Genomic DNA, 23,117 nt, shown 5'->3' with positions numbered 1-23,117 from the left:
TTGGTAAGTTTTTATTTCCAAGGTTAGTATCGTCCGCCACCGCCACCGCCACCGCCGCGGTTGCCGTATCCTCCTCTGTTACCACCACCAAAGGAACCTCTATCACCTCTGTCTTCCTTGGGTTTAGCTTTATTAACTTTCAGGTCACGACCCATCCACTCAGCACCGTCGAGAGCTTCAATGGCAGCAGTTTCTTCAGCTTCAGTTCCCATTTCCACAAAAGCAAAGCCGCGCGGACGACCTGTTTCACGGTCAGTAGGTACTTGAACGCGCTTTACAGTACCATATTCTGCAAAAATACCACTTAAATCTTCTTGTGTAACGTCATAAGAGAGGTTACCTACATAAATTGACATCGATTCTCTCCAAAATCATCACTGTGTAGAGATTTTAATTTCTCTCAGAAGTCTGTAAATACTAAAAGGAAAAAGCCTTTCAATACTAAAACCAAAGACATCGCTGAATTAACTCTCATAAATCTAGGATGACATATGAGCCAACTCTTTGCATCCACTAGATAGTTAACCAGTGATGCGATCGCACCTAAGCGATCGCCCGCCCCCACATACCCTAAGTACAATCCACCGCAAAAAGGGGTTGGAAATGGAATAAAATAAATTCTGTAGGGTGATATAGAAAATCAGACATGCAGGGGCGCATCTTTAATATCCGAATTGAACGTTTGACTGCATTCACCATGAAGCATTACTTCAAGATTTTAATACGAAAGGCAAAGTCAGGCAACAAATATAAAACTATTGTGACTTGTACTCTTTGGGAAAACCTGCTATAAAAGCAACTGCGATGCTTATAGCAGCAAGCATCGCGAGTCTTTTTCTTTGGCGCTAGCCTCTTTTTTTGAAAAAGGAGAGTAAGTGGCGTAACATTCATGTTCGGCTAATTAACCAAAGTTGCAATCTTAAGTTGCCGAACATCACCTTTCCAAACAGTCTCTAATTCAGCTTTCACAAGTTGAGCGGCCTCATCTTTGCCTAGTGCCCGCAAAGTTGCCTGCAAGCCAAATAGAGAACGTCCATTATGGGGATATTTTTTTAAATCGGCACGAAAGACTTTCTCAGCTTCTCTATAGTCACCCTTAGCCAAAAGCACAGCACCCAAAGATTCCCGCGTCGGAAAGTACCAGTCTGGTGGTTCCACGTAATTGAGGGCATCTTCTGCTACTACTGCTTTTTCTAGTAATTGGATGGCAGATTCATAATCATGATTTTCTCTAGCAATTTTGGCGTCTAGAACTTTTGAGGCAATGTCTAAAATATTACTGGCAGGACTGAATCCAATAGTTGCCTCGGTGGAAATTCCCTGTTTGGCAGCTAGTAATGCCCGACTTTCACTTGCTGCATCTTCAAGTTTACCTGTGGCTGCGATCGCCATACCGCGAGCAAAATGCCAAAGTGCTGTGGTAGTGGGCAATTTAGCTTCGGGAACAGGAGTTTTTAAGATGGCATCCCAATCACTAAAGCGTGTCTGAATCAGCATTTTGCTGCCGAGGAATCCCTCAAGCATTGGTGCATACGGATCAATCGCAGTAGCATTTGCCACTAATTTATCTGCGGATTTCAGAGCATCTTCATATCTTCCTGCCATGCTACTGGCCACCATGAGGAAATGTATATTGTGGTTGTAATACATCATGGGGTAAGTGCCCTGGACTTGATATTTTTTGATGTAAATATCATCTTGAGCGATCGCCAGCTCGTTTGCCTGCATTGCCCCTTGATAATCTCCCACACGAAAATAAATATGACTTGGCATGTGTACCAAGTGTCCTGCTGCTGGCGCTAGAGTTCCGAGTCGGTTAGCACTGACAAGGGCCCGTTCTGGAGAAGGTGAGGCTTCCACTGCATGGATATAGTAATGATTAGCTCCTGCATGATTCGGGTTACGTTTGAGAACTGATTCTAAAACAGCCACAATTTTTTCTGTATCTGGCTGTGGCTTACCATCTTTAGTCCAATGCTGCCAAGGATGCAGATCCATCAGGCTTTCAGCGTAAAGTGTCGCTGCATCCAAATCATCAGGATAGCGCTTGACTAGGTTTCCCATTGCTTTGGCGTAATCTACTGCTAGTTGATACAAATCAGCATCGGCATCTTGAGAGTAACGTTTTGCTAAGGCGTTAATGTAGTCTCGTTCTTGGGTGGAAGCTTGGGTAGAAAGGACCAAAGCTTGGTGTATCGCTTGGTAAGCAGCTAATTCCCGATTGGGGTCTATTTCTGAATTAATGTTGGGCCCCAAAGCTAAAGCAACACCCCAATATGCGATCGCTAAATGCGGATCGAGTTTGGCAGCGTATTGAAAAGAACGCGCCGCCTCATCATGATTAAAAGCGTAAATTAAATTTAATCCCTGATCGAAAAACTCTTGTGCTTGGGGATTAGAAGTAGAAACTGGATGGTGGATTGTGCCAAGTCCAGATATTAAGTTGTATGGCTGTTTTACTTCAGCGTCAACGTGTTGGTATAAGCTTTCATCAAGAAGCGGCTTGTTATCAGATATCGCCGCGCTAGGAGCGACTAAAGAGAATATAAGCACCCAAACTAGAAATAAGTACTTCATTATTATTTTTCTTCAAGCTCTTTTTTAATATTCAAATGCCACAGTTTCTCTAAATAAGCAACTTGTCGGCAAAAAACAGCAGTCTGGTATTTCTTATAGATATTAAACCCAACAAACACAATCATTGGAATCAAGATAGAATATCCGATGAAAATGTTAACAGACAAATCAGTTGGCATTTTGTAGTCTATATATTGGAAGTTGGGAGTTGGTTGAGTACTAGAATTTGATTGCATAAATATCTTCATAAATACTACAAGTAAGAAGCTAGAAATCAATGTGGAGAATTGTTCCTGCTGTCTTTGAGCAGAAATTAATCACCAGTTCTATTAGGTACTTCAAAGCCGCTACTGAGACTTATCTATGCCTTCTTGCACTAGCTAAATTATTCTTCAGTTAAAACCTGAAAAATTATGTTGATTTCTGCTAAATTTTGTGACAAAATCCTTATTCTGCAAGCTACTGCTCCTACAGTATTTACTGAGATTTCCACTATTTTTAGTGTCAGTTATTTCTAGTACTTGCTTAATTAGTCAGAGTTGCAGAAGCAATATACAGCGGATTGCAAGTTAATAAGTGACTATTAAGAAAGATGTGACTAATATATAACTCAATACGCTTGCGTTAGCCCCAAAAACCTTAAACTACGTAAGTTGGGGAGTCACTGCGCCCTTGCGGTTTCCCGACTTGTATCCCTACAAAGAAGCAAGCTACGCTTTTAGCTTGGCATATTATTTTCAGTTCGTAGTGTACCCCTGCGGGGAAGCAAGCTACGCGTAGCGTTTCGCAGAGAGGACTTTAGTCCTCAAAATAAGGGCTAGAGCCGCTTACAACTACAAATCCGATTTTTTTGTGACACTTGCGTAAGTCCTAAGTGATTAAAGACGAAAGTATTTTGAAGCATCTCCTCTCATTTACCCAGAAGTGAGTACACGGACTCGCTAATACTGCACTATCTACCACCAATTTGAAAGCCTGCGCACTCTGTTGACATATTTACCATATCCAGTGGTAATAAGCCAAGTTGCGGGTTATCAACATCACTATCTACCTGAAGTTATAAATGATTTTGTCTAAAGATAGAACAATATAATGATACCTTTCCCTCTTTTGGATATTACCTGAATTTCCAAAGATGATTTTCAAGGTTAAATAACTATGTACAATGGACACAAATATTTGTCATAAAAACATCGTCAGATAGAAGAAGCAAAAGTTATTTAAAAGTAATCTATAGATATTGCAGCGCTTTTCAAGCAAGCAATAAATAATCAACACTTAACCTACTTTAGGAGCAAAAAAGATGAGTATCGAAGATAAAGCAAAAGCTTTTGCTAAAAACGTCGAAGGAAAAGTACAAGAAGCAATTGGCGAAGTAACTGGCGATCCTAAAGATAAAGCTGAAGGTAAAGCTAAACAAGCTGAAGCCCAAGTCCGTCACACCACTGAAAATATCAAAGATGAAGTTAAAAAGACTTTAGACTAGTACAGCGTGATAGAGGTTTTCCTCGTTGTAACAACTTGTTCAAGTAGTTAGATTTTGATGGTAATGTAATAGGTGAAATTTTATTTAGGAAGAAGGTTTAAGTTAAATAATTATTTACTGAACCTTCTGCCTTTATTAGCTCTTTTTTTTACCTTCTTTTTTCAGCCATTTTGAAAATAACGATCGCAAAGCATTTTCTCAATCTATTACTGATTTTCTCAAAGGTGCTAATTCATAATTAATATTCTATTTACCTATCTTTTAACAGACATCCCAACATCACAAGGTAATTCTATTAATTCTATTGTACTAACAGCGTTATTAGGGTAATAATTTTTTGTCGCCTACTTTTAGTTTTCGTCAGCTAAAGGTAGGCGGATAGTAAATGTACTACCCTTGCCTGGTTCAGATGTCACATCGATTGTGCCTTGATGTGCTTCGATAATACAGCGAGAAAGATATAATCCCAAGCCACTACCAGAACGTTGGTGTTTTCCTTGACGAAATCGCTCGAATAATATTGCCTGATCTGGTTTAGAAATTCCTGGCCCTGTATCTTGGATATCAATATTCACAGCGATCGGAGTCAGATAACAGTGAATATTTACAGAACCTTTGTCTGTAAATTTGATAGCATTGCCGATAATATTTGTCAAAACTCGCCGCAGTTCTAAGCGATCGCCCATAATGGGGCTTGCAGTTTCACTTAGATCGATTTTTACAGCTAATCCTTTTTCTTCAGCTAAGGGAGTTAATTCTTGGGAAACTTCACTAACTAATTCCTGAATATTGCAGGCAGAAATTTTTAAGGTTTTACAGCCCGCTTCATGACGATAAACTTCTAACAAGGTATTTACCATTTCCAGCAGGTCTTGATTGCTGCCAATCATGGTATTAATTATTTCTTGCAATTGTGGCGAAACATCGCAAAACCTGCCTTCCAGCAATAATTTTAATACGCGGTTAGAGGCTACTAGAGGGATGCGTAAGTCGTGAGTAAAACGGGAGACAAAATCCGCCCGGAGGTTCGCCATCTGATCTCGTTCGTCGATACTATGCTTGAGGCGCAGGAGCGATCGCACCCTTGCATGTAGTTCATCAGGATCGAATGGTTTGCGAATGAAGTCATCTGCACCAGCGTCTAATCCTTCAACAACGCTAGACTCATAGTGAGCCGTAAGCAGCAGAATCGGGATAAATGGCAACGCCTGATTCTGTCGGATGCGCCGAGTGAATTCATAGCCATCTAGCTCCGGCATCATCACATCTAAGAGAATTATGTCTGGCGGTGACTCTTCAACCATAGCCAGAGCAATCTTACTATCTTCTACCAAGCTAATTTCATAGTCCTCATCTTCTAGGACTGCTTCTAAGACCAGTAGATTGTCAAAAATATCATCGACAACGAGAATTTTATCTTTTTTGACAGTTTTAGGTAAAGACATGGCTAAATAAAAAAGAAGTGCTTGGCTATCCCTAGCAAATCTAGTAATAGCTTACTTCACCAGCGCTGAGATTATTAAGGATTAATATTTTCTTTTAGAGTTTTCTGAGTTTAATACCTTTTTTCTGCGTAATTACACTGTTTTTTCTTTAAAAATATGTACCATTTATCTTACAAAAATACTCTTCTCATAAGTATATTAGTCGCCTAAATTCTCCAATTAATATGAGTGCCTGAGTGCTAGAGTGAGTTATTTTAGTCACTTTTATGTGCATAATACCGCTCAACGCAAGGATAATTACTTAATAATCACCTACTTTTACTTGCTATCAGATTTCTTCAGAAAATTTGTATAACATAACACATCGGGCATTGGGTTTATGTATAAAAATATTTTTTGATTGAATTATATTGTCATATCGAAACTCTTGCCTTAGAAAAGCTTACGATATAAGGTTATCTATGTCTAATGGTAGATGAAGTTCAGGGAATAATACCAAACGCATTGCTTTTTGTATAAGATCCCGAATAGAAGAACGAGATTATTTTAATCTGTACTTTAGAAAAATAACAGTAAAGTTAAGCAACTATGAGTGAAATCAAGATCCTTGTGATTGAAGATCACAACCTGACAAGAATCGGCTTGCGGTCTGCTTTACAAACCCAGCCAGAGTTTAACATTGTTGGTGAAGCAGCCAATGCAGCTGATGGTATCAAGCTTCTGAAAACTCTCAAGCCGGATGTTGCTACTATTGATATTGGTTTGCCTGACATGGATGGTATTGAGCTAACACGCACATTTAGGCAATATCAGGCAGAAAATGAGGACTATACAACAAAGCTGCTAATTTTAACGATGCAAAATAGCGAACAAGCAGTTTTAGCAGCATTTGCAGCAGGTGCAGATTCTTATTGTATGAAGGATATAGAAACTGAGAAACTAGTAGAAGCTGTACAAACGACTTATGCAGGTAGCTCATGGATCGATCCAGCGATCGCAGACGTTGTACTACAACAAATACGTCAAGATTTCACCGATGGCAACAAAAACGCATCTGGAAAAAGAGTTTTGATTGAAGGTATTGACCCAGATGTTGAGAAAAGTATAGTCAGCTATCCTTTAACTCATAGAGAGATGGATGTTTTAGAGTTGATTGTCGCTGGCTGTGACAATGCAGAAATTGCCAAAAGGCTCTATTTAACAGTCGGTACTGTCAAAACTCATGTTCGAGGTATTCTCAATAAACTCTGTGTTGCTGACCGGACACAAGCTGCTGTCCGTGCGTTGCGGGCCGGATTAGTACCGTAAGCAAGTAAAACCATTATCAACTGCGTACACAAGAACACTTAACAAATAAAAATATTTCTTTCCCAGTCTCCAGTAAATTGTTTTTTGGTCAAAGCAGTTAACTGGGACAAAGATTTATGAAGAAATCGTTACAAAGTTTAGTAGAATGACATAATTGACTAAATAAGTATTTTTCTATACATACATGATAGCGGATCGATTTCCCTGGCTTACCGCAATTGTCTTACTGCCACTTGTTGCTTCCCTGCTTATCCCTGTGTTGCCTGATAAAGATGGTAAATTCGTGCGGTGGTATGCACTAAGTGTAGGTATTGCAGATTTTGCATTAATGTGCTATGCATTTTGGAATCATTACGATGCCAGCAGTGCTAGTTTTCAAATGGTGGAAAATTATGCCTGGATACCTCAGTTAGGTTTTAACTGGGCGGTATCAGTCGATGGGCTTTCAGCGCCACTTGTGCTTTTAGCCGGATTTGTCACCACACTCTCGATTTTTTCAGCTTGGCAAGTCGATCGCCGACCCCGCCTCTTCTATTTTTTGATGCTGGTGCTGTATTCGGCACAAGTAGGGGTGTTTGTTGCTAAAGACTTGCTGCTATTTTTCATCATGTGGGAAGTAGAACTGATTCCCGTCTATCTATTAGTCTGCATTTGGGGTGGGCAAAGGCGTCGTTATGCGGCTACAAAATTTTTGTTGTATACCGCAGCTGCTTCTATATTTATTTTAGTGGCAGCCCTGGCAATGGGGCTATACGGCGGCGGTGATATGACGTTTGATATAACCGCCCTGGCTAAAAAGGAATATCCTCTTGGACTACAACTGCTACTTTATGCAGGATTGTTGATTGCATTTGGTGTCAAGCTTGCTGTTTTCCCGATGCATACTTGGTTGCCTGATGCCCACGGCGAAGCATCATCTCCTGTATCGATGATATTAGCTGGTGTGTTGCTGAAAATGGGCGGATATGGACTGATTCGCCTGAATCTTGAGTTGCTTCCCGATGCACACATTTATTTTGCGCCAGTTCTAGCCATTCTCGGTGTTGTCAACATTATCTATGGTGCATTGAACTCCTTTGCTCAGACGAATATGAAGCGGCGTTTGGCTTATTCGTCAATTTCTCACATGGGGTTTGTACTGCTTGGGATTGCCTCCTTCACTGATTTGGGAATCAACGGCGCAATGTTGCAGATGATTTCGCATGGTTTAATTGCATCAGTGCTGTTCTTCTTAGCAGGTGTTACTTACGATCGCACCCACACAATGGTAATGAAAGATATGGGCGGTATTGGTCAAGCCATGCCCAAAGTCTTTGCCCTGTTTACAATCGGAGCAATGGCATCTCTGGCACTTCCCGGTATGAGCGGCTTTGCTGGCGAACTCTCGGTATTTGTTGGAATGACAAGCAGTGACGTTTACAGTTCGACTTTCTGCACCGTCACAGTTTTTCTCGCCGCAGTTGGAGTTATCCTCACACCGATTTATCTACTTTCCATGCTGCGAGAAGTGTTTTATGGTAAAGATGCAGCACTGTTATGCGACATTAATAATGCAGGCTTGGAAAATCGAGAAGATGAGGGAACAGTTTGTTTTGGTACAGACTGTCTCGTACCAGAAGATGCAGTCTACGAAGATGCTAGACCGCGTGAAGTGTTTATTGCTGCCTGTTTTCTGCTGATGATTATTGGTATTGGTTTCTATCCCAAAATGGCGATGCAGATGTACGATGTGAAGACCGTTGCAGTCAATGCTAATCTTCGCCAGTCTTATGCCATAGTCTCGCAAAGCAATCCTCAGATTTATGCCAAGGGATTCTTGGTTCCGCAAATTTCCGAGGTTGAGGTAGCGCCCGTTTTAGGAACTTTGAAGTAACCTTGTTGACTAATAGACTTGTCGAAAAGAGCGATCGCTAGGTATCTTTCTGAGGAATAATAAAGCATTGATAGCCGCTCACTGTGGGTAGGCTATCAATTTAATATTGGAGTTATATTAATGATGGGGGACTCTACACCCAACCATAGCGTTCAGTTGCTTTATTAATAAACTAAAAATCAAGCTATGAATACCACAAAAGAAAAAGTTCAATCTCTACTGAATCAATTGCCAGACGATTGCTCAATCGAAGATATCCAATACCATCTATACGTAATTGAGAAAGTTAGTCGTGGATTAGAAGCAGCCGATATAGAAGGAGTAATTACACAAGAAGAAGCTGAAAAACGTTTGAGCAAATGGCTTATCAAGTAGTTTGGTCTTCTAAAGCACTAGAGGATGTAGAAGCGATAGTCACGTATATATCTCGTGACTCAACTGCTTATGCTGCGGCAGTGGTTCAAAGAATAATCGATGTAACTCGTCACTTGAGTAACTTTCCTTTCTCAGGTCGAATAGTACCAGAGTTTGGCGATGATAATATTAGGGAAAAGTTTGTATACAGCTATCGAGTTATCTATCGAATTCAGGATGACATTTTAACTATTGCAGCAGTGATTCATGGAAAAAGACTATTGGATAAATTGGATGCAGATTCAGGGTGAGTCAAAGTAATTTGTAATTATTTTGATTACTTACAGACAATTAATATAATTCATGAGCAAGTCAACCCTTTACATGGGATGCTAGTTGATGATTAGTGAGTTTTGCCAATGTCTGTTGTTTCTACCATCACTGTTACCGTTCCCGCCACAACTGCTAATTTGGGGCCTGGTTTTGATTGCATCGGTGCAGCTTTAAAGCTGTACAACGAGTTCAAGTTCACTCGGCTGGAAGAAAGTGGGTTAATTATTCATGTCACTGGTACAGAAGCCCAACGAGTCCAAACTGATGAAAGTAATCTTCTCTACCAAGCGTTTGTCAAGTTCTATCAACATATAGAGCAGACACCGCCGACTGTGAAAATAGAGATTAAGTTAGATGTCCCTTTGGCACGGGGTTTGGGTAGTTCTGCGACAGCAATTGTTGGTGGATTAGTTGCGGCTAATCAACTTGAAGGTGCTACTCTTTCTCAGTCGCAGGTGATGGAGTTAGCGATCGCAATGGAAGGACATCCTGATAATGTAGTTCCAGCCTTGTTGGGAGGATGTCGTCTGGCTGCTACTAGTGGTGCAGGTTGGGAAATTTGTGATGTTCCCTGGCATAAAGATGTTGTGCCAATTGTGGCTATTCCTAATTTTGAACTTTCCACTTCAAAAGCGCGAGGCGTTCTGCCAACAGAAGTAAGTCGTGCGGATGCGATTTTCAATACCGCCCATTTGGGCTTATTGTTGCGCGGCTTGGAAACTGGTAACGGACAATGGTTAAAGACAGCTTTGCAAGATAAGTTGCATCAGCCCTATCGTAAAGCTTTGATTCCTGGTTATGATGCTCTCAACATTGCAGCTGTTAGTGCTGGTGCTTATGGTATGGTGATTAGTGGTGCGGGGCCGACACTGTTAGCTTTGGCGGATAAGTTACACTCAAAGGAAGTGGAGGCGGCGATGTTAGCTGCTTGGCAAGAAGAAGGAATTACAGCCGAGGTGCGATCGCTTTCTCTGGATACCCAAGGCGCAAAAAGCTTTTAATATTTTACTCAGCACTTAAAACTCGATTTATGGAGCAAACTCAGGCTGAAATAGCAGCGCTTAATTCTCAAATTCAGGCTCTTTTAGAAGAACGCGCTGCACTCACTATAAAAAATAATGTCATCTCTGGCGAGAATGATTCACCCCAGGCGATGGTGGAAGCTTACCGCCGTCAAGCCAGGGAAAATGCCCAATTATCAGTTGAACTCCAAGGCATAGATGCAGCGATCGCCGCTTTAGAAGGCAAGATAAAACAAAAACAAGGTAAGTTAGTGCGTTGGCAAGGTGAATCCAAACAACTTATCCAACAGCAGCAGCTAGAGGAAGCGAAAGAAGTAGCTCAGGCTCATGCTGAACGCATTAATCAACTAGCAAGTGAACTGGCCGCAGAAGTCCGTTTTCTTAAGGCTTGTGCCAATCAACTGAGTCCAATGTATTGGCAGATTTATTACAAGCCCTTCATCACTGGCTTTAAGACAATCTCCGTTCCCTATGTCCGCTCTGATGGAGAAGTGTGGACAATTGTCAACCGGATTGTTTAATACTTTAGTTTTTTCGGTTGTATGCAATATATTGACTTCTCTCTTTTTAGGCTATCCATAACCCAAATCTTTCTCAACAAAAATATAACTTACTTAAAACAAGAGCAAAAACATTGATAGGTATCTACTCAAATTCTCCAGTTTGTAGTTAGCGATCGCCTAAAAAATTTTTGTCATTTACATTCTTCTGCTTTTGTCAAATATCCGCAGATCGCGTTGTTCTACAATCCTGTTGCTGGCTCATTTGCAACAATCTTAAGAAAAATGTGACTAATGCATAGCAATTTTGAGAAAGGGATTTAGGCTCGAAACCCAAAGATATTTATTCCAAAATGAGATGCTCCCTCATGCTCAAAGATAAATGCTGGCTTTCCTCACAAGTTCCTCAAATTGTTTTGCTATAAATATAAATATAGTGCGAAAACCTTTAAGAGATTTAAAATTCAAAAGTCGCTAAACATAGTTGAGGGATTAGTCATTTTTGACAATCCAGCATCTGGAAACCCGAAACCGTAAAGACCAATTACCAATGAAATCGGAGGTCTATATGATGTTTAAAAAGATTCTAGTTGCATTAGATCGCTCGGAAATAGGGCAACAGGTTTTTGAGGAAGCATTAGATTTAGCAAAGTTAACACAAGCTAGCTTAATGTTACTTCATGTTCTGTCTTCTGAAGAAGAGGGTAGTCCTTATGTACCCATGCTGTCTAATATGGACTACTATCCAGGATTGACCAGTCAAAGCTTTGAGTTATACCAACAACAGTGGGATACCTTTAAAAATCTAGGAATCCAGATGTTGCAATCTTTCTGTGCCCAAGCAAACACAGCAGGTGTGACTACGGAATTTACACAAAATGTTGGTAATCCTGGTCGGATTATTTGTGATTTAGCCCATAGTTGTGACGCTGACCTAATTGTTATGGGGCGTCGGGGCCATTCTCGGCTGATGGAACTATTTCTCGGTAGTGTGAGTAACTACGTTCTGCACCATGCTCCTTGTTCAGTGCATGTTGTGCATCTTTCAGTTACTCCTAAAAGAGATGAAGTTGTCAAAGAAACTACAAGCACTTTCAGCGTTAACTAACTACTAAGCTATTCCACATTTAACTTGCATAATTAGGGTGGGCAAAATGGCGCGATCGCTACTTCTCTGCAAGAGGCTGCGTTAACGATAACGCTCAGTATGCTGCCTACCCCATAAAAGTTAGTTATCTCAATTAACGATCTCTGTAAATTGAATCTCCAACAAGCGATCGCTAACTACACTGTATTGGGCTAAAATTGAGCGTGGGCGTAGCTCGTCGTAGATTTATAGTAAAAAATAAAAAGTCAGCTACCCAAAATTAGAGTTGAGAGCGAAAAGTGGATCTATGAAAGAAGATACTATCGAGATCGCTGGTTTTCATGCTCATGTTTACTTCGATCCTGCGAGTCGAGATGTAGCTGCGCGTGTACGTGAAGGATTAGGCGCTAGGTTTGAGGTGCAACTCGGACGCTGGTTTGACAAGCCGATTGGGCCCCATCCACAAGCGATGTATCAAGTTGCTTTCTTACCGAATCAGTTTGAGAAAGTCGTTCCTTGGTTAATGCTCAATCGTGAGGGATTGAATATTCTCGTTCATCCTGAGACAGGGGATGCTGTGGCAGACCATGCAGTTCATTCCCTATGGTTAGGAGAAAAGCTAGATTTAAATATTGAGTTTCTTCAACAGCTTAGTCCGACTTTATCCAATTAAGAAAAGTAAACAATATTGTTGGATAAAAGTTTTGCTTTGAGGCGTGAAACTTTTTCTATTGTGACTAATTATGGTGAAGTTGAAAAAGTCCAATTTCCTAATAAATACAGGTTTTAGTCTATGCATAGGCGCTTTAGCGATTTGCTGCAAGTCTAATAAAGGAAAAATAAGAATTGGTATTAAACCCTTAATTGCAGATAACCGTTTATTAACACTTTCGTTAAAAATAGAAATAAGACATCCGCTTTGCAGAATGCTATGCTGTTAATCAGCATTCTCATAAAAAGGAATTTGTCTGATGAAAAACATCTCTGCAAAAGAAAAAATTGCAGGCATTTCCCAATTCGGCAAAGTTAATTTCAGAGTCACGAAGAAACAGATTTTATTTAGTACTCTTATTCTCTGCCTTGGTTTGCTGGGACTAGGTGGTTTCTGGTTGAAATCCAGATATAAATTTGATAATCAGATGAGTGTAAAACTACAAGAATTATCTAATGTTGATTATCCAGCCAATCCTGCACCGTTAGGAAAAAATTTTAAAAGATATTCTAATCGAAAATTAACACTGATTAAGAAAGATGATACGCATTTCGATTTCGTACTGGAAGCAACAGATAAAAACACGGCAAAAATAGTTATAAAAAATGTTGATTTAGAGCTATTGGTTCCCAAAGCACCTGAATGGGTTAAAAAAGATCGAGGTTTAGAAATAATCGCTTTTACAGATAGGGAATGGAATAGGCAACAGATTAGTTTTCCTGCTAATTCAAAAAATATAGAAATTGTAGGAGGAGATGGTTTTGAAAAACAAAATATTGTAGAGATAGCTTTGGCTAATAATTGTTTAAATGCCGGATTTTGGGAAATTTTGCTTTTTACTAAAGAGGATAATAATAAAACCCTTTATTATCAAAGTTGGTTTACTTTCCCAATTGGACATTACAAAAATATTTTTGAAAAAATTAATAAGATTTCATATTGGCAGTATTGGTGGAAATTAGAACACTGGCAAGATCCGAGTGGCACAGTAGTCAAAACTAATCTTTTAAGAAATGTAATCGATCAAAAAGAAGTTGCTACTCAGTTCCCCCTTGATGAGAGGATAATTGTATCTGGAGAGCAAAGTAGAAAAGTTAGAACTACGCTAGCGACCAACATCACCAAATGGAGAGATTTTTACGACGTTAAAAATGAAGTTAAGTTTGCAAGTTTTCGAGCGCCAGGATTTTACGATCAAAATAAGCCTTGGGGCAATCAATACTGGAGAATAGGCAAATTTGATAAAGCGATTTTAAGGAATATTAAACCGATTGGTGTGGAACAAAATTTACAGGAAATTGAGTTAGGATTCACAGATACTAAGACGGGCGAACAAAATAGATTATTCATTAGTGGCATTAATCTGAAAACGCTTCCTCAATTGGCTGTAGCAGATTATTCCAAAGGCTTATATATGCCGATGGGAATTGGGATACCTCCTTTTTATCAAAGCTATGAAGAATTAACTAAAAATCATCCAGATGTCAGCCCCTATTTCAGTTTTTTACTAGATTCACAAGAGCGATGGATAGATCATCACCACTTAGCAGTTGATGGTTCAGTGATGCACCTTGATAAAGATAACCCAAATCTTTTGCATCTTTACTTGCTATCTTACGAAAGAAATACTTTAATAGCTCATTTTTTGATCGATTTAACATAGATATAGCTGTTCAAGAAGCCCGAAAATCATTAATGAAGTCGATTAATTTCAAATCACCTACTAGAACACAAGGCGCGATCGCTTTTCATTACTTTCTGGTTAGTCTGCAAATAATCATGTAGCAAATCGCAACCGCGTGCCAGTAATTTATCCAGTTGGATATCTGCTAAATCTCGGAAAATTACTGTGCTATTACCACTACCCGCAGCCAGAGTCTTGCCGTCATGGCTGAAACTGACGCTGGTTAACTCATCTTTATCGCCTTTCAAAGCAATTAGCAACGTTCCTTCTCGGTTCCAAATCCTTACTTTGTCATCACTGCTGGCTGCCAGAGTCTTGCCATCGGGGCTAAAACTGACACTGATAAAACTATCGCCATCGCCCGTGAGATTATTTAGCAACTCACCGTCTCGATTCCAAATCTTCACTGTGCTATCAATACTAACTGAGGCAATGCTTTGACCATCAGGCGACCAAGCAACTCCATTTACTCGGCGACTATGACCAATTAATGTATATAGCAATTTACCCTCTATAGTCCAGATTTTCACGGTTTTATCATCACTGGCTGAGGCTAGCAACTTGCCATCTGGGCTAAAGCTTACCCAATTCACCGCTTCTTGATGTCCCTGCAAGGTATTGAGCAGTTTACCGTTGCGACTCCAAAGTTTTACTGTTTTATCTTTACTAGCCGAGGCAATTACTTGACCATCAGGCGACCAAGCTACACTCAAGACGGTATCATTATGACCTTGTAAGGTGTTGAGCAGTTTACCGTCACCACTCCAAAGCTTCACCGTTTTATCTTTACTAGCCGAGGCAATTACTTGACCATCGGGCGACCAAGCTACACCCCAAACTTGACCTTGATGCCCTGTGAATGTACGGAGTAGTTTACCGTCTCGACTGAAAAGTTTTACAGTTTTGTCTCGGCTTGCTGCTGCTAAGGTGCGATCGCCTGGGCTAAAACTAATGCTAGTTATCCAGTCATCATTATCGGCTTTGGGCTTTCGCAGTAATACATCGTCCCAATGCCAAAGTGTAATAGTTTTGTCCCGACTGGCGGAAGCAAGAGTGCGACCGTCTGGGCTGAAGCTGACACTGTTAACCCAATTGTTATGTCCCTTCAGGGTTCCCAGCAATACACCTTCAAAACTCCAAAGTTTGATTGTTTCATCGGTACTTGCAGAAGCGATCGTGTTACCATCGCGGCTAAAACTGACGCTGGTAACTCCTGAACTATGACCCGATAAGGTTCGCAGTAGCTTCCCCTCAACATTCCACAGTTTGATGGTCTGGTCTAAACTAGCAGATGCAATTGTTTGACCATCAGGCGACCAAGCTACACTTTTGACTGCATCCTCATGTCCCTGTAAGGTTTTGAGCAGTTTACCATCCCGACTCCACAGTTTCGCCGTTTTATCAGCACTCCCAGAAACTAAGGTTTGACCATCATTTGACCAAGCCACACTTAAGACTGCACCATCATGTCCCTGCAAAGTTTTGAGCAGCTTACCATCCCGACTCCACAGTTTCACTGTTTTGTCTGTACTCGCTGAAGCAATAACCTGACCATCTGGGCTGAAACTCACACTATTCACCACACCCTGATGTCCTAATAAGGTTGCAAGCAATTCACCTTCTCGACTCCAAAGTTTTATCGTCTTGTCTTGACTGGCGGAAGCAATGATTTGACTATCTGGGCTGAAACTAACGCTATTAACTACATCTTCATGCCCCGACAAGGTTTTAACTAAGCTACCATCAGGACGCCAGAGTTTGATTGTAGTATCGGCACTGGCTGAGGCAATTAAAGAGCGATCGCTGCTGAATATAGCACTATTGACTCCAGATATATGCCCGTCCAAGCGGTTATATTCTCTGACCCCGGAAACAGCTTGATAAAGCGCCGTCTGTACTTGTTCTCTTGTATAAGAATCTATCCAGACTGTTTGTTGTAATTTTCTCCCTGCCTTTAAAGCTTCTTTTAAAGCATCAATACCTTTTTGGGAGGCAAAGAGAGCTTCACTGGATGCACTGAGAGTTTTAATTTCGCTATCTACTGCTGTGACGATGGAAACACTTAATCCGAAGATGGCGAGAACAGAAGCGGTGAGGGCAATTTTCAGCGAACGATTTAATTGAGCTTCACTAAGTCTTTGTTTCTTTTGACTTTCTGCAAGTTTAGCTGTTAACTCTTTTTCTTTGAGTTCAGCTCGTAATTGCTCAATTTCTAACTGACTTAATTCTTCCCGTTTGTGTAATTCTCGCAATTCCGTTAATAAGTCTAATCCCTGTTGCGGATGAGAATCTACCAATTTAGAACGCTGCTTATTTTGACTAAGTTCGCTTTTCAGTCGCTCAATCTCAGCTTGACTTTGTTCTACTTTGTAGCGCAACTGATTTAGTTGTACCTGTAAGCTCGATTCTTGTTGTTGCAGGTAGCGAATCAAGTCTACTAAATAATCGTGAATCAGTTGATAGCGTTCTGGTACATCAGGAAAGAGAACCACTAAACCGGAGCGCACTAAAATTTCTAAGACTAACTCTAATTTGTCAGCATCTTCTAATTCTGATAGCTGCGCTGCTAACTCAGCACGAGTTTTAAAAGGTCGGTTGTTGCTTTCATCTGTTAATAAATATAAGACGAGTAAAGCCGCTCGTTCATTTTCTGGCCCGCAGTCTTTAATCAGTTCTTTAATATATCGTTCGATGAGTTTGTTCGGTCTATATGGCTGATATTCTTCTAGGGTAGTAATGCGCTCATCTTGAATTTGCGCTCCCACAACTTGTAATTCAATCGGGCGGACTTCTCCAAATTCTGTGGATAAATCTTCGATTAAAGCATCAATTAAAGCAGGTTCTAAATTAAACTGCGATCGCTCTGTCAATTTGCGGATAATTGCTTTAGCATATTCTGGCGAAAAGTTATTCAACTGATAGCGGATATGCTTGTCGAGAATATTATTATTAATCGCTTCCAGTGCCGAGAGATGTTTAAAGTCTAATAACCGATGTAAATAATCTTCTCGCAAGGAAAGGATAACTTTAACAAAAGGTATATTCAGACAATCGCTAATAAATTTATCAAACTCTTGCTTTTGATTGCGATCGCTATAACCAAAGAAAAATTCTTCAAACTGGTCAAAAATTAAAACTGTGATCAAATGGCGATCGGCATTTTCTTGGAGTTGTTGTAAAATGCTACCAATGGTGAACGATATGCCAGAGTAAGGCAAAGCTTCCGCTTCAATGGCTGCTTCTAGCTTAATATCAGCGTAAATCGCCAGAGATTCATCACTAGACATCGCCTCACTTAAAGATTTCCCTAATTCCCGTGCCCAGTCGGTATAAACTTGCAGTACCACAGGTACGGCTATTTGATCGCCAATAGCTCGATTTTGCAGTGCTGGAACTAAACCTGCCGTGACAGTAGAACTCTTACCCACCCCCGATGGACCGTGAATCACCGTCAACTTTTGATCGGCGCGGCTAATTCTGCCAATTAAGTTATTAATATCACGCTCTCGACCAGAAGCAGCAATTTCTAAAGCAATGCTGCTACTTCCAGAAGGTGACATTAACGCTGGGTTTGTCGCCTGTCTTTGGGGTTGCAAGCGCCCTGCACCAATAAAAGCCCGAAAACCATACTGTTGCTCAACAGAACGCCGTTTCTGTCGAATGTAATAGGCTTCTAAATATCGCCCTTCTTCAAAGTAGAGCGATCGCAGTCTCCGCAATAAGCGAATATAACGATGGGCATCGTATTGATGGGCACTGCTTTCTAAGGCTGCTGGTAGTTCTTTTGTCGCCTTATCTAAGTATTCATGAGCGATTACTAGCTCACCTAAATTTCGCTGTGCTTTCGCCAAAACTAAATAGTAAATCTGCGCCAATAATAATGGAAATAAGCAGTTATAAGGGTCATTCTGCTTTTGCGCCTCACCTAATTTCAGCAGTGATACGTGTGCTAAGATACTCGCTTGTACCCACCGCGACTGCTGCACAGCCACTTGCGCCAGAAAACCGTAGTCACAAGCTAATTGGATTTGACTACCATAAGTTTGATGTAACTCCAGAGACTTTTGGGCAACTGTCTGCAATTCTTCCCACTCTTGCAGATATTGCAAAACCTCAGCAAGTTGATTAATAAATCCAGCAACTATATCTAAACGCCCAGCCACCTGCAAAATATTCAAGCACTGCTGAAAATAAGATTTAGCAGTGTACCAATGGCGGCGGTTTTCTATTTGATTTTGCTCTGCAAAACGGCAATAACACAGCCCAATATAAAACAGCAAAATTCCCTGTCGCAACAGTAGGGCAGATGGAGGATTAGGAGGCGTAGACGAAGAAAATATTTCTTCATCCCCCCCTGCTTCCCCTGCTTCCCCTGCTCTTTTATCCTCTATTTCTACTAACTTCTGCCAAATTTGCAAGCTTTGCTGAAAATGGCTTAAACCTGTATTGATGCGATCGCTAATATAATTATCTAGACCAAAAACAAACTCTAAACTAGCGTGTAGTTCTGGCTCTAAGGTAATACCACGATTGTGCAACTCTCTAATGGCAAAGTGCAGTTCATAACTATGTTCCCAGACTTGCTCGACAGTCGAATAATGCTTGGCAAGTTGAGGAGGTTGGTGTTGTGCGGCATCATTTGCTAACACTGTGGCAAATAAAGAGTCAGTTTCCTGTTGCAGAAATTGCAGCAGTGATTGAGTTGTCATTTCAAACCGAATCGGTGTCGCCGCCCAACTAGCAAAATCTGGTGCTAAACGGACTACCTTTTGCAACACTTCCTCATTCATCCAGACAATCATCGGAAATGGGTGGCGTTTGCGAAATTCATCCCGAATATGATTGATAGACCTCAGAAAATCGTCGAGTCCATCTACTGACTCTAAACCCAAAATCATCAACGCCGATGGCGGATTAGCTTCGGTTAGCAGTTGTAAATGAATGCTTGTATAAAGACTTCTGGCATTATGCGGCAGAACTACCTTTTGAATGTGGTGTACTCCTGAAGAGAGTTCTTCGAGTCGTTGCAACATTTGCTCTTGCAAAACTCGATAATTGCAGCACACCAAAACTAGGGAAAATTGACCGCTAGAAAGGGTAATTGCTCTCCCCAAACTCCGCAAAGCCCGCTCGTTAGCTGCTCTGATATCTACTTGTGCGTGTCGTTCAACCATGATTTAAATTTTTCCGTCTCTGCTAAAACTGGGTTGACGGCAAACCAAGCTCCCTGATGATCGCGATATTCAAATACAAATAGACTTCGCAAGAGGGTGTGGTATTCTATATCACCTCTAACTCGTTGCTGTTGCACCACCTGAAAGATTAGTTCCCACTCATGGGGGTCGATAGCGTTGGCTCGGTAATCTCGCTGTCTTTGAATTACCAGTTCGACACATTCCCGCTCAAAGGGTGGATCTTGTTCTCGCAGACAGTCAAACAGTAAACCTAATAAGTCGCGTACATGACCACCACTCATCAGGCACAATCGATCTAAAGTTTCTAAACTATCAAACACCTCTGTAATTAAGCCTAACCGATCGCTAGGTAAAATGTCTGGAAAAGCTCTAGCTAGCACCATTTGCCGCATCATTGATAGCCCTTGGGGAAAAATCTCACCAGAGCGCAAACGCACAGGTATCATCGGTAACATTTTTGGGGCAACTCCACCCCCCAAACGATGCTGAAGTTCGGCGCTATCGTTGGAGAAAGTCAGAGCTAAAGGAATAGTATAGACTACATGACAATTCAGTTTGCGTAACTGTTCGCCACGCTGAATAAATAAATATTCTGGCAGCGATCGCCCCGATGGTAAAGGTCGAATTGCAACTCGATCCAAGTTATCAACAATTACCACTAATCCTTTTTTACTCCTAGCTTTCAATTCTTTGTTAGCAGGTTCTAGTAATTCTTGATTAATTGACTGTAAAATATTTGCGGTTCGCGGTTCTAAATAATCTCGTAAGCGCCGTCGCAATTGAGGACTTTCTTTTGTTTTCGCGGTAATTTTGGCAATTCCTACAGACAACTCTGCTTCTACCCCAACGTCAATTGGCGTCTGCAAGAAATCTACAACTTCACCAAACAACTTGCTAAAGTAGCGAGGCTTGAGCCTAATTTTCATCGCTTCTAGACTTTCACTCACCTGTCCAGCGATCGCTAACAAAATATCAGTCACATCCACATCAGCCATTTCTAAGACGTGGGTAGACTCAAAGTAAACTACATGAAATTGCTGCGCTTCTAACTCAGCTTTCAGGCGTAACAACTCCGTTGATTTTCCACAACCGAGATGTCCGGTAAATAGTTGACAGGTTGGTGTATCTGGCGATATTCTAGCAATCGTCCGCTGCAAAGCTTCGATAATTTTGCCACCCCGCACCGCAGCAAAATCGATATAGTACCTGCGATCGCTAGCGTTTCCTATAATTAGAGGTCTGCTCGGATTGCAAGCTTGATAAAATCTTTCTAAATCTAGGAGCATAACTAATCAAGTTCACTCAGAAATGGGGATACAAAAATTTACTAGTAGATAAATATATTGATTTTAGATAATTTATGCCTTATTTTAATCAAACTACTAACTAAACTAGCAGCATTCAGGATAATTGATTATATTTATGTTCGACCTAGCACATCTTAATCGTGATGTCTTAATTAAAGTAAGCAAAAATACTATTATAAGTACAAATAGCAAAAATATCTAAGATTAAATAAGGTACTCTTATGAATATTAAAAATATCCAACACAAAAAAAGGTACTGTTAAGTACAATTTTGTCGCTCTCTTGAACTCATCATCAGCTTGATTTATTAACAAGCTTTCGTTAATTTTACAAAAAAATAATCTACAATCCTTATAGCATATCGCTTTTAATAAAAACGTTGGTTAAGTCAACTTGAGTTCAGAGTCACTTTTTAACTAGATTTTGCTTCTCGTTCTGAAATCAGCACGATTTTATATCATGTCTGCTTGATTACTTACTAAACCCCAAGAACCCCACCCCGCCAAAGCTACGCTTCGTCTCCCCTCCCCGCCTGCGGGGAGGGGCTGGGGGTGGGGTGCAATGACTGTGGGAATCATAACTAATTACTCGAACTTGATATTTTTGATGAAAATTATGATTTTGTTAATGAAAACCATAATTTTGTCGATAAAAATATGATCTTATTGATGAAAACCATAATTTTGTGAATGAAAATCATGATTTTGTGATGAAAATCATGATTTTGTTAATGACAGCCTTTGCATTCAGAGTGACGACCTCTGAAGTATTGACAACCAGTAATCTAAAGCCCCATTGAGTATAAAATTATCTTGTCATGTAGCTTGTCAGGCAAAATATGCTTGATCAGCGCTCCAATTTTGGCATCCTGTCCAACAAGATAGCGCGTCTTGGGTTTTTTTGCAGTCAGCGCGTGGACAACAACTTGAGCCACAATATCCGCAGAAATTCCCTTAGATGCGATAATCTGCATTTTCTGGCGGACAATATTCATCGCTTGTCCGTAGAGATGTTGTGCCGTTTCGGGTAAATCCTGCTGTGCTACTTCAGATTGACTTAGGGACTTGTCCCAGATTGGGGTAGCAATAGAACCAGGTTCAACAATTGAAACTGAGATTCCCCAAGGTCGTAACTCCATCCGCATCACATCAGTGAGTGCTTCCAAAGCAAATTTAGAAGCATTATAAGCACCCAAAAACGGTGTAGGACTCCTACCAGCAATGGAACCCATATTGATAATTCGACCCCGACTTTGGCGTAGAAGACCAAGAAATGCTTGTGTCACAGCTAATTGTCCGGTGACATTAACCTGCATCTGGTGTTGAAATTCAGCGATCGCTAATAATTCTAACGGCCCGGGAACAGCAATGCCGGCATTATTCACTAAACCTAAAATTCCCACACCACCAACTGCATTTGTTACCGTATCAACCGCAGCTGCGATCGATTCAGCATCAGTAACATCTAAAAAAATCGGAATCAGCCTTTGCGATCCTTTCTGTTTCAGTGTTTGAGCATCAACATCTTGACGCACTCCAGCAAAAACAGAAAAGCCCAATTGGTCTAAAAGCAAAGCACACGCTTGACCAATTCCTGTTGAGGCTCCTGTAACCACTACTGTACGTTGATTTTCTACAACCATTAATTTTCTTTGATGATAGAGCTGCCGTAATTACGAATTACGAACTACGAATTACGAATTACGAATTAGTATCAATCTTTGCAAGTGCCAGCACGAAGGCAATCTTCAGTTTGGTCATCTCTAGCCGATATTTGCCACGGCAAGATGCGTAACTGAGCATTTGTACGGTAAGCAATTAGAGCAGCTATTGTGGGATACTTGTTTTTAACAATTGCCACGTCGCTACTAGAAGTATTGCCTAGCCCAACATTGTATAAATAAACAGGCAATGCCATCAGGGCAATGCAAATTATCCGGTTCATACCCAACCTCAGCTAACAATTTCCGATTACCATCTGTATAGATGCCACCTAGACGAACCGGATTTTTAAAACTGAGTATTAAATGTTGATGTTGTGCTAATTTACTCAGCGCAGTGGTCTGTCAAGTTGAAATTGATGGGTAAGCTAGTTCGTAGTAGGGACTTTAGTCCTTCATTCTCTAAACACTCAAGTGCTTACTACAAACTTATCAAAACCAATAAGACAGACTACTAACCGCAGAGACATGATTTCTAATTTATCGGTTCCACCCTTTTTTATTTTAGGTTAGG

The 23,117-nt window shown here is 40.7% G+C and carries 18 protein-coding genes; 10 read left to right on the top strand and 8 right to left on the bottom strand.

The window, feature by feature from the left end:
- Window positions 1-23 precede the first annotated feature (23 nt).
- The 3 genes from RMZ42_RS32185 to RMZ42_RS32175 all read right to left on the bottom strand — a co-directional run bounded on the left by RMZ42_RS32185 (window position 24) and on the right by RMZ42_RS32175 (window position 2,813).
- Entirely contained in the window at window positions 24-356 is a 333-nt protein-coding gene (locus tag RMZ42_RS32185) for an RNA recognition motif domain-containing protein (RefSeq protein WP_094351322.1), read from the bottom strand.
- Between the two features lie 541 nt (window positions 357-897).
- A complete protein-coding gene (locus tag RMZ42_RS32180; protein WP_322675238.1) occupies window positions 898-2,577 on the bottom strand; it encodes a hypothetical protein in 1,680 nt (559 codons plus the stop codon).
- Between the two features lie 2 nt (window positions 2,578-2,579).
- Entirely contained in the window at window positions 2,580-2,813 is a 234-nt protein-coding gene (locus RMZ42_RS32175) for a hypothetical protein (RefSeq protein ID WP_322675237.1), read from the bottom strand.
- A gap of 1,067 nt (window positions 2,814-3,880) precedes the next feature.
- Here RMZ42_RS32175 and RMZ42_RS32170 point away from each other — a divergent pair.
- The gene (locus tag RMZ42_RS32170) at window positions 3,881-4,063 is read left to right on the top strand and encodes a CsbD family protein (RefSeq protein ID WP_322675236.1); all 183 of its coding nucleotides are present in this window, start codon (window positions 3,881-3,883) and stop codon (window positions 4,061-4,063) included.
- Window positions 4,064-4,413: 350 nt separating this feature from the next.
- Here RMZ42_RS32170 and RMZ42_RS32165 read toward each other — a convergent pair whose 3' ends face one another.
- Window positions 4,414-5,508 carry a hybrid sensor histidine kinase/response regulator gene (locus RMZ42_RS32165; protein ID WP_322675235.1) on the bottom strand — a complete coding sequence of 365 codons (1,095 nt, stop codon included), beginning with the start codon at window positions 5,506-5,508 and terminating at the stop codon, window positions 4,414-4,416.
- 588 nt (window positions 5,509-6,096) lie between these two features.
- Here RMZ42_RS32165 and RMZ42_RS32160 point away from each other — a divergent pair.
- The 9 genes from RMZ42_RS32160 (at window position 6,097) to RMZ42_RS32120 (ending at window position 14,360) form a co-directional block, all read left to right on the top strand.
- Entirely contained in the window at window positions 6,097-6,816 is a 720-nt protein-coding gene (locus RMZ42_RS32160; RefSeq protein WP_322675234.1) for a response regulator transcription factor, read from the top strand.
- 184 nt (window positions 6,817-7,000) lie between these two features.
- Entirely contained in the window at window positions 7,001-8,689 is a 1,689-nt protein-coding gene (locus RMZ42_RS32155) for an NAD(P)H-quinone oxidoreductase subunit 4 (RefSeq protein WP_322675233.1), read from the top strand.
- Window positions 8,690-8,875: 186 nt separating this feature from the next.
- A complete protein-coding gene (locus RMZ42_RS32150) occupies window positions 8,876-9,064 on the top strand; it encodes a hypothetical protein (protein WP_322675232.1) in 189 nt (62 codons plus the stop codon).
- On the top strand, window positions 9,049-9,354 hold the full coding sequence (locus RMZ42_RS32145) for a type II toxin-antitoxin system RelE/ParE family toxin (RefSeq protein ID WP_322675231.1): 306 nt from the start codon (window positions 9,049-9,051) through the stop codon (window positions 9,352-9,354). Before RMZ42_RS32150 ends, RMZ42_RS32145 begins: the two co-directional genes overlap by 16 nt.
- Before the next feature lie 108 nt (window positions 9,355-9,462).
- Window positions 9,463-10,377 (top strand): homoserine kinase, encoded by a 915-nt coding sequence (thrB, locus tag RMZ42_RS32140; RefSeq protein ID WP_322675230.1) that lies wholly within the window; start codon window positions 9,463-9,465, stop codon window positions 10,375-10,377.
- Between the two features lie 29 nt (window positions 10,378-10,406).
- The gene (locus RMZ42_RS32135; protein ID WP_322675229.1) at window positions 10,407-10,919 is read left to right on the top strand and encodes a hypothetical protein; all 513 of its coding nucleotides are present in this window, start codon (window positions 10,407-10,409) and stop codon (window positions 10,917-10,919) included.
- A gap of 550 nt (window positions 10,920-11,469) precedes the next feature.
- Window positions 11,470-12,006: a universal stress protein gene (locus RMZ42_RS32130; protein WP_322675248.1), complete on the top strand. Its 537-nt coding sequence runs from the start codon at window positions 11,470-11,472 to the stop codon at window positions 12,004-12,006.
- Window positions 12,007-12,292: 286 nt separating this feature from the next.
- The gene (locus RMZ42_RS32125) at window positions 12,293-12,658 is read left to right on the top strand and encodes a DOPA 4,5-dioxygenase family protein (RefSeq protein ID WP_322675228.1); all 366 of its coding nucleotides are present in this window, start codon (window positions 12,293-12,295) and stop codon (window positions 12,656-12,658) included.
- Window positions 12,659-12,956: 298 nt separating this feature from the next.
- The gene (locus RMZ42_RS32120) at window positions 12,957-14,360 is read left to right on the top strand and encodes a hypothetical protein (protein ID WP_322675227.1); all 1,404 of its coding nucleotides are present in this window, start codon (window positions 12,957-12,959) and stop codon (window positions 14,358-14,360) included.
- A gap of 53 nt (window positions 14,361-14,413) precedes the next feature.
- On the opposite strand, the gene RMZ42_RS32115 is transcribed toward RMZ42_RS32120, so the two are convergent.
- From RMZ42_RS32115 to RMZ42_RS32100, 4 genes are all read right to left on the bottom strand, one after another.
- The gene (locus RMZ42_RS32115; RefSeq protein WP_322675226.1) at window positions 14,414-19,555 is read right to left on the bottom strand and encodes an eIF2A-related protein; all 5,142 of its coding nucleotides are present in this window, start codon (window positions 19,553-19,555) and stop codon (window positions 14,414-14,416) included.
- Window positions 19,531-20,862: a P-loop NTPase fold protein gene (locus tag RMZ42_RS32110; protein ID WP_322675225.1), complete on the bottom strand. Its 1,332-nt coding sequence runs from the start codon at window positions 20,860-20,862 to the stop codon at window positions 19,531-19,533. The genes RMZ42_RS32115 and RMZ42_RS32110 overlap by 25 nt, the downstream gene beginning before the upstream one ends.
- Window positions 20,863-21,667: 805 nt before the next feature.
- Entirely contained in the window at window positions 21,668-22,525 is an 858-nt protein-coding gene (locus RMZ42_RS32105; protein ID WP_322675224.1) for an SDR family oxidoreductase, read from the bottom strand.
- A 71-nt stretch (window positions 22,526-22,596) separates the two neighbouring features.
- Complete coding sequence (locus RMZ42_RS32100) at window positions 22,597-22,827, bottom strand: hypothetical protein (RefSeq protein WP_322675223.1); 231 nt, start codon at window positions 22,825-22,827, stop codon at window positions 22,597-22,599.
- Between the last annotated feature and the right edge of the window lie 290 nt (window positions 22,828-23,117).

The sequence above is a fragment of the Nostoc sp. DedQUE05 genome, assembly GCF_034530955.1.
Lineage (GTDB): Bacteria > Cyanobacteriota > Cyanobacteriia > Cyanobacteriales > Nostocaceae > Nostoc.
Note: the sequence above shows the minus strand (reverse complement) of the source record. Positions and strands in the feature narration are given on the sequence as shown.